The organism is Botryobacter ruber (assembly GCF_003347595.2).
In the GTDB taxonomy this organism is placed as follows: domain Bacteria; phylum Bacteroidota; class Bacteroidia; order Cytophagales; family Hymenobacteraceae; genus Pontibacter; species Pontibacter ruber_A.
In genome coordinates this window covers 204,739-217,924 of the sequence record NZ_QCZK02000015.1, presented here as the reverse complement: position 1 = coordinate 217,924, position 13,186 = coordinate 204,739, and the positions used below count along the sequence as shown (strand labels likewise).

The 13,186-nt window shown below is 49.7% G+C and carries 12 protein-coding genes; 9 read left to right on the top strand and 3 right to left on the bottom strand.

All coding sequences use genetic code 11. The features are described from left to right. Nucleotides 1-153 precede the first annotated feature (153 nt). From speE to DCW36_RS03400, 3 genes are all read left to right on the top strand, one after another. On the top strand, nt 154-1,473 hold the full coding sequence (speE, locus tag DCW36_RS03410; protein WP_114779549.1) for a polyamine aminopropyltransferase: 1,320 nt from the start codon (nt 154-156) through the stop codon (nt 1,471-1,473). After that, nucleotides 1,454-2,551, top strand: coding sequence for an agmatinase family protein (locus DCW36_RS03405; protein ID WP_114779547.1), 1,098 nt, complete (start codon nt 1,454-1,456; stop codon nt 2,549-2,551). The genes speE and DCW36_RS03405 overlap by 20 nt, the downstream gene beginning before the upstream one ends. Nucleotides 2,552-2,629: 78 nt before the next feature. Further along, nucleotides 2,630-2,962 carry a phage holin family protein gene (locus tag DCW36_RS03400; RefSeq protein WP_114779545.1) on the top strand — a complete coding sequence of 111 codons (333 nt, stop codon included), beginning with the start codon at nt 2,630-2,632 and terminating at the stop codon, nt 2,960-2,962. A 76-nt stretch (nt 2,963-3,038) separates the two neighbouring features. Here DCW36_RS03400 and DCW36_RS03395 read toward each other — a convergent pair whose 3' ends face one another. Next, nucleotides 3,039-3,368, bottom strand: a complete 330-nt coding sequence (locus tag DCW36_RS03395) for a four-helix bundle copper-binding protein (RefSeq protein WP_114779543.1) — start codon at nt 3,366-3,368, stop codon at nt 3,039-3,041. Between the two features lie 269 nt (nt 3,369-3,637). Between DCW36_RS03395 and DCW36_RS03390 the strand changes: the two genes are divergently transcribed. Both DCW36_RS03390 and DCW36_RS03385 read left to right on the top strand, forming a co-directional pair. After that, nucleotides 3,638-4,120 carry an Imm21 family immunity protein gene (locus DCW36_RS03390; protein WP_114779541.1) on the top strand — a complete coding sequence of 161 codons (483 nt, stop codon included), beginning with the start codon at nt 3,638-3,640 and terminating at the stop codon, nt 4,118-4,120. Nucleotides 4,121-4,419: 299 nt separating this feature from the next. Next, entirely contained in the window at nt 4,420-5,052 is a 633-nt protein-coding gene (locus DCW36_RS03385) for a hypothetical protein (RefSeq protein WP_114779539.1), read from the top strand. 10 nt (nt 5,053-5,062) lie between these two features. Here DCW36_RS03385 and DCW36_RS22450 read toward each other — a convergent pair whose 3' ends face one another. Both DCW36_RS22450 and DCW36_RS03380 read right to left on the bottom strand, forming a co-directional pair. Continuing rightward, entirely contained in the window at nt 5,063-5,206 is a 144-nt protein-coding gene (locus DCW36_RS22450) for a TapB family protein (protein ID WP_164891017.1), read from the bottom strand. Nucleotides 5,207-5,451: 245 nt separating this feature from the next. Continuing rightward, on the bottom strand, nt 5,452-5,685 hold the full coding sequence (locus DCW36_RS03380; RefSeq protein ID WP_125185195.1) for a hypothetical protein: 234 nt from the start codon (nt 5,683-5,685) through the stop codon (nt 5,452-5,454). 192 nt (nt 5,686-5,877) lie between these two features. Here DCW36_RS03380 and DCW36_RS03375 point away from each other — a divergent pair, with 192 nt between their 5' ends. The 4 genes from DCW36_RS03375 to pflA all read left to right on the top strand — a co-directional run bounded on the left by DCW36_RS03375 (nt 5,878) and on the right by pflA (nt 12,351). Further along, nucleotides 5,878-7,161 carry an L-lactate MFS transporter gene (locus tag DCW36_RS03375; protein WP_114779537.1) on the top strand — a complete coding sequence of 428 codons (1,284 nt, stop codon included), beginning with the start codon at nt 5,878-5,880 and terminating at the stop codon, nt 7,159-7,161. A gap of 64 nt (nt 7,162-7,225) precedes the next feature. Then, entirely contained in the window at nt 7,226-8,611 is a 1,386-nt protein-coding gene (locus tag DCW36_RS03370) for a porin (protein WP_114779535.1), read from the top strand. A gap of 93 nt (nt 8,612-8,704) precedes the next feature. Then, nucleotides 8,705-10,942, top strand: a complete 2,238-nt coding sequence (gene pflB, locus DCW36_RS03365) for a formate C-acetyltransferase (RefSeq protein WP_114779533.1) — start codon at nt 8,705-8,707, stop codon at nt 10,940-10,942. A gap of 611 nt (nt 10,943-11,553) precedes the next feature. Next, nucleotides 11,554-12,351 (top strand): pyruvate formate-lyase-activating protein, encoded by a 798-nt coding sequence (gene pflA / locus DCW36_RS03360; protein ID WP_114779531.1) that lies wholly within the window; start codon nt 11,554-11,556, stop codon nt 12,349-12,351. Nucleotides 12,352-13,186 lie beyond the last annotated feature (835 nt).

The following is a 13,186-nucleotide window of genomic DNA, read 5'->3' as shown; positions in this document are numbered from 1 at the left end:
CTAACTTATCATCACACCCATCATTTTATCACTATCATCAACGGTCTGTTTTACAACTAGATACATTTGTTCCGCGTTCTTTAATATTTGATAATCGGGTTAGTTTTCGTTTTTTTGTTCTTTATCTTACATTAAACTTTTTATACCCTTTTGATGAACGCTTTAGGAAGACACATTTTAGTTGAATTTTACGATTGCTCTCCTGAGCTTATGAACGATGTGGTTCATATCGAGAATAGCATGGTGGCTGCTGCCGAAACAGCAGGCGCAACTGTTATCAACAGTACCTTCCATCATTTCTCGCCATACGGTGTGTCGGGCGTGGTGGTGATACAGGAAAGCCACCTGGCTATCCATACCTGGCCGGAATATGGCTACGCGGCGGTAGACCTTTTCACCTGCGGCGATTCCGTAGATCCCTGGGTGTCGTACAACTTCCTGAAAGATGCGTTCGAAGCCGGACACGGTTCCTCCATGGAATGCCGCCGCGGGCAGCTGGACTTGCTCAAGCGGAAAGATTTTGACCTGGAGGCGCTGCGCGATGTGTCGCCAAAGCCAGCCGAAAAGCTGGGCGTAATTACCCGCGATGTGTGGTTTACGGAGCGTGACGAGAACATTGCGCTGTCGCTTAAGCACAGCGGAAACCAGCTCTACAAAAAAGACTCGCCGTACCAGCGCGTGGAAGTGTACGAAACACTGGCCTACGGCAACATGCTCACGCTGGACGGCATGGTGATGTGCACCCAGAAAGACGAGTATGTGTACCACGAAATGATCACGCATGTGCCCATGTTCAGCCACCCACAGGCAAAGCGTGCGTTGGTAATTGGCGGCGGCGACGGCGGAACGGTGCGCGAACTGCTGCGCCATGAGCAACTGGAAGAGGTAACGCTGGTGGAGATTGACGAACTGGTTATAGAAGCCTGCAAGCTGTACCTGCCCGAGACAGCTGTTGCCTTTGATAACCCGCGCCTGAACCTGCTCGTGGCAGACGGCATCGACTACATAAAAAAATGCGCCGATGGCCAATACGACCTGATCATTGTAGATTCTGCCGACCCGGTTGGTCCGGGCGAAGGGCTGTTTTCGGCTGACTTTTACAAAGAAGTACACCGCTGCCTGACGCCGGACGGGGTAATGATTACGCAAAGCGAGTCGCCCCGCTTTAACAGCAGCGTGTTCGTAAAGATTTATGAAACGTACCGGCAGATTTTCGGCACCGATAAAGTGCATTGCTATCTGGCAGCTATCCCGACATATCCGACCGGAACCTGGAGTTTTTCGTATTCCTCGAAGGGCGATTCGCACCCGCTGCGCTTTAACGTGGAGGCGGCTGCAGCTTTCTCCCGCAGCCAGAGCCTGAAGTATTATAACGAAGACATTCATATGGCTGCCTTTGCACTTCCTAATTTTGTGAAGGAGCTTTTAAGTATCAATCCAACTAACGTGACCGATGAGCACTCCGCTGAATAAACCGACCAACAGTGCTGCCAGCAAAGCAGAAAAAATTGCCAGTTTCGACCCGAATGGTGTAGGCGATGTGAACGGAGGCCTTTTCGGGCTGCCTTTTACCGTTGACGAGGCGGAAGTCGTGATCATTCCTGTTCCCTGGGAAGTAACCGTATCGTACAGTGCCGGTACGGCACAGGGACCAAAGGCTGTAATGGATGCCTCGCCGCAGCTCGATTTATTTGAACCTGCCATCAAAGATGCCTGGAAACTGGGCATTGCCATGGAGGACATTCCAGCCGACTGGGAGGCTACCAGCGAGGACCTGCGCAACAAAGCCGAATCCTACATCAACTGGCTCGAAGAAGGAAGTCCTGAATCAGAGAAAGAAGCTTTTGAAAAATTGCCGTCCGAAGTAACCGCCAAAGGGGAGGAGCTGCTGCAGTGGCTTAAAACCAAAGCCCTAAGTTACCTCGACCAAGGCAAAGCTGTTGGCGTGCTCGGCGGCGACCACAGCACACCGCTGGGCCTGATGCACGCGCTGGCCGAAAAGCACGAGGAGTATGGCATTCTGCAGATCGACGCCCACGCCGACCTCCGCGATGCCTACGAAGGCTTTACCTACTCGCATGCTTCCATCATGTTCAATGCCCTCAAGCTGCCGCAGGTAAAGAAACTGGTGCAGGTTGGTATCCGCGACATTTGCGAGGCGGAGGCGGAGCTGGCAGAGCAGTCCAATGGCCGCATCACGATCTTCTACGATGCTGCCCTGAAAGAAAAAATGTACGAAGGCGACAGCTGGAAAAAGCAGTGCAAAAAGATAATCGCGCAACTGCCGCAGAAAGTGTACATCAGCTTCGACATCGACGGGCTGGACCCTAAACTTTGTCCGGCCACCGGTACACCGGTTCCGGGCGGACTGGAGTTCGAGCAGGCCGTGTACCTGCTGAAGGCGCTGGTAAAAGCCGGTCACGAAATCATCGGATTCGATTTGTGCGAGGTGGCGCCCGGCGACAGCGAGTGGAACGGGAACGTAGGCGCGCGCCTGCTCTACAAGCTTTGCAACTGGATGGCCGTGTCGCAGCAGCGGCTCGAAGTGTAACAATCTTATCCTTATAGTGCTGCCTGCGTATAGCAACGTATCAAAATAAATACATCTGACTATATAACAGGAATAGCTATGGGATTCATCATCAAAATTTTATTGTCGGGCGTTGCCGTGATGCTGGCCGCCTATTTGTTGCCGGGCGTGGATGTTAGCGGCTTTGGAAGCGCCCTGATAGTGGCCATTGTGCTGGCGGTGTTAAATGCTATTGTCCGGCCTATCCTGGTGTTTCTGACCATACCGGTTACGATCCTGACGCTGGGGCTGTTCCTGCTGGTGATTAACGCGGTTATCATTCTGCTGGCAGACGCCTTGATAAGTGGCTTCAACGTCGATGGCTTTTTGTGGGCCTTGATCTTCAGTATTGTGCTCGCAATTGTGTCAGCTATTCTGGATGCCATTTTCTGAGGCCTGTCAGGTGGTAAAAACAAGTCGGGGCCGGATGTTCGCATCCGGCCCCGACTTGTTTTTGGTAAGGGTTAGGTTAACCCATCCATTCCTGGCAGGCATCGGCGCACTCTTTGCAGATAGCGGCGCAGTGCTGGCAGTGGTCATGTTCATGCTTGCCGCACTCTTCAGCGCAGAGCCTGCAAATCTCGATGCACTCCCGCATCACGTGCCGCGCATGGGCCGAATTACGGGCTACAAACCGCGAGGTCAGGGCGCAGATGTCGGCGCAGTCGCGGTTAATCCGGATGCACTCGGCCAGCATTTTCACATCGTCTTCCTGCAGGCACATGGTAGTGCAGGTTTCGCAGGCGGTGATACATTTTACCAGGACATGTTCCAGGTTGTTCGTTCTTTCTGATTTCATAGTTTTTTCTTAGTCGAATGATGAACTACTAAATACGGGCTGGGGCAGGTGAGGTTGGCGGCAAGCTAGGTAAGGAGCAAAGGCAATGGTGGCAGCAGCTGTAAACTCTTTTTAACAGGGGTGTTGCAACCTGGGGTGAAATATCCTGATTGTCGGTTTTTATCTTAGGATTTTGCTATATTTATCTGACAGCGGGAAGTGGTGGATTTGAGGTAGGTGATTTGTTGGGCTGTGGTAAATTTGTAAAAAATTGAAAGAGTAGTGCATAGATGAACCAATGGATTAATCCCTTTAGTCAAACTGTATTATTACCCTGTTCAAAAGTCAACGAATGGGCTGGAGATGCGAATGGGTTGGTTGGCAGTGATTATGAAAAGGTTTGCAAGATTGATGATTATTGTGGAGTAATCTTTAAAGACAACTATCAAATTATTGTTTTTGCAGACGAGACTAATCCTCAGATTTGGCTTGAAAGTAAAGCGGGGATTTATCTGCTTCGCTGGCATTATGCTGAAAAAGGAGATGACTTGATAGAAGAAAGTAAGAAGGTAATAGAAAAGGAGGAGCCTTTAGAGTTGTTGAACATAACAATTAAAGAATCAGCTCAATGCCTTATTGATGCAATAGAAGAAGGGACAAAGTCTCACCGTTATGCAGAAGTTATATTACAACCCGGAAGCTATAATATTCTCACATATTACTTCAAACACTTGACAAACAGTGGTGTTATTCATTTATTTAAAAAAATTTAGCAGCATAATTTAGCATTGTCTGGGTGTAGTTTGCAACTACACCCAAATATCACAGTTAGGATGAGGTTCGTTCATGCTAAACCTGATTTTGAGTTGAAACCTTGTGATAGCTCCAGCACCGGAGATTAGCATTGGTCGCCATTGAAAATATTTGGGTGTAGTTACAAACTACACTAAGTAAAGACACTTTGAAAACCGCCACAAGTTAACTGCGAATAACTTACACCCCAACATTACTTAACTTCAACCAAATAATACTGAAAATTCCTCAAACACTCACACAAGTTTCATTTGCCACCATGAATCAGCAGGTATATAAAATCGGCTTTTGGTCAGGACTGTTTGCCTTTGGTGCGACATTGGCTTATGTGGTCGTGCAGGTGTTGCAGGTAATGGAGGTGCTGACTTTCCCGCTGGATGAAATCCTGATTTACGGGACTTCCCTTTGTATCGTGATTCCGTTTGTGCTTGAAATGCTGGCGCTTCACTATGTAACGCCGGAAGCGAACAGGTTCTGGAGCCATGCAGCGCTCATCTTTACAATCATTTATGCCGTATTTGTTACGGCCAATTACGTGGTGCAACTGGCGACCGTCATCCCCCTGAAACTCAAAGGAGCAGTAGCCGAAGTGCAGGTGCTCGAACAAACACCCCATTCCATGTTCTGGAACTACGATGCCATAGGTTACATTTGTATGGGTATCGCTATGTTCGCAGCGTTGCCCGTTTTTGAAAAGCAGGGTTTTCAGAAATGGGTCAGGATAGCCTTTCTGGCAAACGCACTGGTTACCCCTTTAGTTTCTGTTGTTTATTTCTATCCACATTTCTCAGAAAAGTTACTGTTCCTGGGTTTTCCCTGGGGCATTACAGCGCCGTTAGCAATGCTGCTGCTCGCCCTGATGTTCAAAAAAGAATTAAGGCACATCAGCTAAAACAAAGCAGCTATTTCGAATAATCAGTAAGCAAGGTATAGCTGCTGAGCTTGCCCCTGGCATCGTAGGTTTCCGTTTTTACCATACCCGGGCCTTTGGCGTACCACGAGCTGGTTTTCTTGGTCGGGAGCTGGCAGTTTTGCACGAACAGCATTGCCGTACAGGCTTTACTTCCTTAAACGGGATATAGCGCCAAGAATGATTTTCACGGGGATGTTTTGCTGCCATTTTTCTTCTCTGCACCTGCCACCACAGCCGCTGCTGCTGCTCTACAGCAGCCATAGCAGATCTTGCTCAGTTACGGCACCGGCCAAGCAGGTGCAGCGCCAGTGGTGGCAGCTGCAGAAGACTTTTTCAGCCTTGTTTGTCGCTTCGGGAACATTTCAAAATCAACTCATCCTAAATTGCCGGAGCCAGCCAATCACCCGACAACCATGCTGCTCCATCATGCCACATGCTGTTAATAGTACAAATATTGGGAGAAGACCGCATAACTGTAATAACTAACAGTTGTTTGTGAAACTGGCAAAAATCCGCTATTCCTCCTGTTTTTATCTTAAAAAAAGCACCCTTTTGTTCTTTAAATATCAGGAATAAGTGACAAAGTTTATTTTTTGTGATGATCAACATCATGTTTTACCCGCCTGTGAGTGTGTTCCTTTGTAGTGTTACCTGAGAGTAAAAACAGCGATACCGGGAAGCTTAAGTACTTCCGGTCCGGCAGCAAAAAGCAGAAAATGGCGAAGGAGCGTCAGCAGTTTTTAGGCAAGTAACGGTGCTTTTATTAGGAATAGCCGCATTAAGAAACCATAAATATAATACGTTATGACAAAAGTTAAGAACAGGTGGCTAATTGCCGCTTCTGCTGTCGGAATCCACATAACCATAGGCTCGGTTTACGCGTGGAGTGTATACACCAAACCATTGATCGAGAAGTTCGGATGGGGCTTGAAAGAAACACAGTTTACCTTTAGCATCGCCATCTTTTTCCTGGGTCTTTCTGCCGCTTTCCTGGGGCACTACCTCGAGAAGCACGGTCCTAAAAAATCAGGCTTGCTGTCTGCTATCTTTTTCGGAATTGGTATTGCCGGTTCCGGGTTGGCCATTAAGCTGGAGTCGCTTTACCTGTTGTACCTGTTTTATGGTGTGTTTGGCGGTATAGGCCTGGGCGTTGGTTATATCACCCCGGTATCGTCGCTGGTAAAATGGTTTCCTGACAGGCGCGGCCTGGCAACCGGGCTGGCCATCATGGGCTTCGGGTTTGCAGCACTTATCAGCAGTCCGCTTATCGTGTACCTGCTTTCGGTGGTCGGAATTGCCAACACCTTCTTTATCATGGGTACCACCTTTTTCCTGATCATTTTTGGCTCGTCCCGCTACCTGTCTGCACCGCCTAAAGGATGGGCGCCTGCCGGTTACGAGGCAAATGTAGAATCAGGTAAAAAGAAAGTAGTGGAAGACCTTTCCAATTTAACGGCAAACGAAGCTGTAAAAACAAAACGCTTCTGGTACCTGTGGGTAATGCTGTTCATTAACATTACCTGTGGTATTGCCATCATCTCGGTTGCTTCGCCCATGGCACAGGAATATACAGGCTTATCAGCCATCGCAGCGGCAACAATGGTAGGCATCATGGGGCTCTTTAATGGTGGTGGCCGCATCGGCTGGGCTTCGTTCTCCGACTTCATCGGCCGTCCGAACATGTTCACTATCTTCTTCAGCATCCAGATCATCGCTTACTTCCTGTTGCCGGGCATCACCAATGCCTACCTGTTCCAGGCAGTAGTCTTCCTGATCATCTCGTGCTATGGCGGTGGTTTTGCTACCATCCCGGCTTACATCGGCGATATGTTCGGAACGAAGCAGCTGGGTGCGATTCACGGGTACATCTTAACAGCCTGGGCCGCTGCCGGGGTGGCAGGACCGGTCTTCGCCGCCTGGACCCGCACCGTATCCAGCAACTACAACTTTACGCTCTACTTCTTCGCCGGCCTGCTGGTAATAGCGCTTACGGTTTCTTTCCTGATCCGCAACGAGATTAAAAAACTGAGAGCACAGAAAGAGCAGGAAGTGCTCACTTACAAAGGCGAAGCAGAGTTGGTAAGCTAACAGGCGGCAGGGCAGCAACGCTGCAAAAGGCCAGAGCATAAATTAAGATTACAAAACTAGCGTTATGAAATTCACCAAAGTATGGGCTTGTGTGCTGGTTAGCATGTTTACCGCTACAATGGCGCTTGCCCAGGGCTCGGCAGATTACGGTTCAGGATTGAAATTCAACCTGAACGAAGACGGAAGCAAATATGTGCGGGTAATTATGTGGAGCCAGATCTGGGCCAAAAGCACAGAAAACAACCCGGGTACCCAGATTGGGGGTGAGCCAGTCGATCGTTCTATTGATATTGGAGCACGCCGCGTGCGCACCATTGCCTATGCACAGTTTTCGCCACGGTACCTGGTTTTCGCTCATGTGGGCATCAATAACCAGACCTTTATCAACGGTGGCGCAAGCGGATCGGGTGGCACAGGCGGTTTTGGTGCAGGTAAAAAGCCGCAGCTGTTCTTCCACGATGTCTGGAACGAATACGCTGTTGTACCTGCTAAGAACCCGCTCACCGGCGAAGCGAATAAATACACGCTGTACGCCGGGGCAGGCTTGCACTACTGGTTGGGCACTTCCCGCATGACCTCGTCGAGTACGCTCAATTACCTGATGGTGGATGCACCGGCTTTTAACTGGCCTACTCTCGAAGCATCGGACCAGTTTATCAGGCAGTTTGGGGTGTATGCCAAAGGCGCGCTGGGCAGGGTGCACTACCAGGCGCATGTAAACAAGCCCTTCGCTACCAACAGCCAGCCCGTAGCCGGCGGACCTGCTGTGGATAATAACGGCAACCCGAAAGCAGCTTATGGCGGCTATGCCGACCTTCAGCTGCTGGACCAGGAGGCCAATGCACTGCCCTTCCGGGTGGGAACTTACCTGGGAAGTAAAAAAGTGCTGAACATAGGCGCTGGTTTTTACAGCAACCAGGATGGCACCAAAAGCATGACCGCTGATGGGGTGGTAGAGAAGCACGATATAAATACCCTGGCGGTGGATGTATTTGCCGATTTGCCGGTAGGGCCAAAAGAGAAAGGCATGGCCCTAACCACCTACAGCGTGCTGTACAATTACGACTACGGTCCTGATTACCTGCGCACGGTGGGCATTATGAACACCGGTTCTCCCGATCCCTCTTTCACAGGCGAACGGGCACAGGAAGGAGCCGGGAATTCCAGGTTCATGCTCGGGACTGGCAAAATTTGGTACACCCAGTCGGGGTTACTGCTTCCAAAAACAGTCTGCAATAAAGTGAGGGTACAGCCAATAGCCGCTTACGCCCTCAAAGACCTGGAAGCACTCGATGAAGTGGGACACTATTATGACTTAGGTGCAAATTTTTTCCTGGACGCGCACCACGCAAAAATAACCGTGCAGCACTCCAGCCGGCCTTTGTATCAGAATAATCATGTATTCGACAGAGCCGGAGAATGGATCGTGCAGTTCCAGGTGTACTTGTAGAATCAATAAAACCAAAATGTACTGCCGGTTACTACCGCAGGAGAAAACACAACGAATACGTCAAACACCAAATCACAATTAAATCACATAGTTATGAACGCTTTAACAGAACAATACCGCGTTTCTTTCGTGAAAGGTAACTGGAACGATCGTATAGATGTAAAGGATTTTGTCAGAAAAAATGTAACTCCCTACTATGGCGATGCAGCCTTCCTGGCCGAAGCTACGGAACGAACCAAGGAGCTGTGGCAGATATGCCTGCTGGCAATGAAGGAAGAGCGGGAGAGAGGCGGCTGCAGAGCAATTGATACCGAAACCATTTCCAGTGTTACCAGCCACGGCCCCGGCTACATCGCCGAAGAGCTGGAGGTAATTGTTGGCCTGCAGACAGATGAACTGCTGAAACGCGCCATGAAGCCTTTCGGTGGCATCCGGGTAGTGGAAGGCGCCGTGGAAGAGCGCGGACTGCAGGTTGCTGAGCAGGTAAAAGAAATTTTTAAATACGCCAAAGATCATAACAGCGCTGTTTTCTCCGCCTACGATCCTGAAATCAAGGAATTCCGCTCCAAAGGCATCCTGACCGGTTTGCCCGATAACTATGCCCGTGGCCGCATTATCGGCGACTACCGCCGCCTGGCTCTGTATGGTATCGACAGGCTGATCAAAGCAAAAGAAGCTGATAAACTGGCGATTGACGGCGAGATGGATGAGCACAAAATCCGCTTGCGCGAGGAAGTTACCAGCCAGATCGTAGCCCTGAAAGACATTAAAGTGCTGGGTGAGCTGTATGGCCTGGACCTGAGCCGTCCTGCCGAAAATGCGCAGGAAGCGGTGCAGTGGGTGTATATGGCCTACCTGGCTGCCGTAAAAGAGCAGGATGGTGCGGCTATGTCGCTTGGTAACGTGTCTTCTTTCCTGGATGTCTATATCGAAAAAGACCTGAAAGCTGGACTTCTTACCGAGTCTGAAGCACAGGAACTCATCGATCAGTTTGTAATGAAGCTGCGTGTGGTGCGCCACTTACGTCCGGGTGCATACGACGAGATTTTTGGCGGCGACCCAACCTGGGTAACCGAAGCGATCGGCGGTCAGTTTGAAGACGGCAGAACCAAAGTAACCAAAACTTCCTTCCGCTTCCTGCAAACCCTCTACAACCTCGGCCCGTCACCTGAACCAAACCTGACTGTGCTGTGGTCTGTGAACCTGCCCGAAGGCTTCAAAAACTTCTGTGCTCAGGTTTCTATCGATACCTCGTCTATCCAGTACGAAAACGACGACCTGATGCGCAAAGTGCGTGGCTCCGACGACTACGGCATTGCCTGCTGCGTGTCGTACCAGGAAATAGGCAAACGCATCCAGTTCTTCGGTGCCCGTACCAATCTGCCAAAAACCCTGTTGCTGGCGCTGAACGGTGGCCGCGAAGAAAAATCCGGTGCCCAGGTGCTGAAAGGCATTAAACCGCTTGAAGGCGAGTACCTGGATTACAACCAGGTGATGGCCAACTTCAAGCTGGCCATGAAAGAAGTGGCGCGGGTGTATGCCAAAACCATGAACATCATCCACTACATGCACGACAAGTATTACTACGAGAAAGCACAGTTCGCTTTCCTGGATACTGACCCGGGCATCGATATGGCGTATGGTGCGGCCGGTATCTCCATCATCGCCGACTCGCTGTCTGCGATTAAATATGCCAAAGTAAAAGCCATCCGCAACGAAGACGGCCTGACTGTTGATTTCAAAACCGACGGTGAGTACCCGCTCTACGGCAACGACAACGACCTGGTAGATGCCATTGCACAGGAAGTGAGCGAGTACTTCTTCAACGAGCTGAAAAGCCACAAGTGCTACAAAAATGCAGTGCCGACCATGTCGCTGCTCACCATTACCTCGAACGTAATGTACGGCAAAAAAACAGGTGCTACGCCAGACGGACGTAAAGCCGGCGAATCATTTGCTCCGGGTGCGAACCCGATGCACGGCCGTGATACCCACGGTGCCATTGCCTCGCTGAACTCGGTTGCCAAACTCGATTACCGGTATGCACAGGATGGTATCTCGAACACCTTCTCGATTGTGCCGAAGTCGCTGGCAAGCACCCGCGAAGAACAGGTAGAAAACCTGGTAACGCTGATGGATGGTTACTTTACCAAAGCGCATCACCTGAACGTGAACGTGCTGAACCGTGAAACCCTCGTGGATGCTTACAACAACCCGGATAATTACCCGCAATTAACCATCAGGGTATCCGGCTACGCGGTGAACTTTGTCCGGTTGTCGAAAGATCACCAGCTGGAGGTAATCGCGAGAACCTTCCACGAAAGAATGTAAAAATGAAATTATAGCTGACGTATTATTTGCTCCGGAGGAGGAGGGCTCTGCCCTCTTTTTCCATTTTAGGGCTATCAGGTTCAGAGCAAGCAAAGCAAGCGTAGTTTTGTTTTACTGCACCTGCCACCACAGTCGCTGCTTCCCCATTACCTGTCCCCTGTCAGGGTAGGGCCGTTTCATTCTTCGAGACTATCCCCTTGAGGGGATTATAGGGGTGTTAATTTCGGAAGTAATAAGTCTGAAGTTAAGGTCACGGAGTTTTTTCGCAGGTGTAAACACCCCTCTCGCTCCCCTCAAGGGGAGAGTCCGCTAGAATGAAACAGCCCTACCCTGACAGGGGACAGGTAATGGGGAAGGGAGGCTTTTAGCAAATATCGCCAAATGCTGCAGTTGGCAGCTAATAGCTGTTAGCTGATATAGGTTACCTTTTCGACTGACAACAAGCATTGTTGTAACAGCTAAAAATGTCCAATTTTGATGTAGTTAAAGGGCAGGAATAAAGTGGCAATATCCTATCCCGCTGCTAAGAATAGAAGGTTCCGCTTTCGTTTGCATTAGCGAAATTTTGCCACATGCATCATAAACACAACGTCAGTTAATAGTTTACCGAAATGAAAACGCAAGAGGAGTTGATTCAGCTGGATGTAATTCCACAATTTACCGAAGAGGTGGTAGGAACAGACCTGCTTAATATTCATTCTATCGAAACCTTTGGCACGCACGACGGGCCGGGTATTCGCATGGTGGTGTTTGTGCAGGGCTGCCAGTTCAAATGCCTCTACTGTGCCAACCCCGACACCATCGCGCTGAAGGGCGGTTCCTGGCTGGATATCGAGGAACTCGTGAAACGGGCCATCAACCAGAAACCTTACTTCGGGAAAAAGGGTGGCGTAACCGTATCCGGTGGCGAGCCGCTGCTGCAGCGTAAGGTAATTAAAAAGCTGTTCAGACGTCTGCACGAAGAGGGAATAAACACAGCCCTGGATTCAAACGGAAGACTGATTGACCAGCATGCCAAGGAATTGCTCGAAGAAACGGATGTGCTGCTGTTAGACGTGAAACACATCAACAACGAGTGGCACAAAAAACTTACCGGCAAATCGAACCTGAGTGTGCTGAAAGTAGCCGACTACCGCGAATCTACAGGAAAGCCGATGTGGTTGCGCTATGTGCTGGTGCCGGGCTGGTCGGACCAGGCAGAGTACCTGCACGAGCTGGGGCAACGGTTTAAAGACTTTACCACCATCCAGAAAATCGAGATTCAGCCTTACCATATGCTGGGGGTGCACAAGTGGGAGGCACTGGGCATGGAGTACGGACTGAAAGGGGTAGAGCCGCCATCAAAGGAAATCATTGAAAGAACAGTTTCGATCTTCAGTCAATATTTTAAAGAAATAAAAGTGAATTAACTGATGTTACACAGGGATTTTTTGTCCCCCTTTGAAGGGGGCAGGGGGATGATTAACATCTGAGGACAAACTAATGTTGTACTGGCTGTAGAACCTGAATTTGTTCACAGCACGTGCAACACCCCCCTTACCCCCTTCAAAGGGGGACTTCTCCTGGTTTAGTAATTTTTTGCGTTACATCAGTGATTTAGGATAACAGGCTATCTGAGGTGGCAGGAGACTGATGTGACAGGCCCTTTGGGGTGTGACGAAAACAATATCCGGCAGCCGTTCTAACCGGAATCGGTAGGCCTGAAAAGCAGTAGACACGGGGGAGGATTCCCGCACCATGAGCGGTGGTTAAAGTCAGAGTGAAATTGCCTGGCAATGGGTAGAGGACCGGGCGGTTGCGCTTTGTATTGTGGTGCGGGTTTCCGAACTCGTGTTTAAAAGGAAAAACTATTCCAGGTCCGGGCACCACCACCGGTGCAGGACAGGCTATTGCTGATTAGGATTTGCAAATCCGAATCAGCGATAAAATTTGAAGCAGTTTAACTTAAGTTGGAGCAGCAGAGGCAATGGTGGCAGCTGCAGCAGGTTTTTTTAGCGTAAACCTAACTGAAATTAGCCGCCTGTTACCGACATGCAACTAACTCTTGAGCTAACGAAGCTGCCGGGTGTGAGAGAGGCACCGGACAGCAGATGCGGGGCAGAGCCCTCTTGGTAAGGGGCTCCACCTTCAGCTCCGGATGAAATTGTAAATCAGAAAAATAGCTTAATTTTTGCTTCTGTTGTGGAATAGTTTTAATTTAACAAATACAATCGATTGCGCATCTTTTTTCCCGGAAGGCCTACC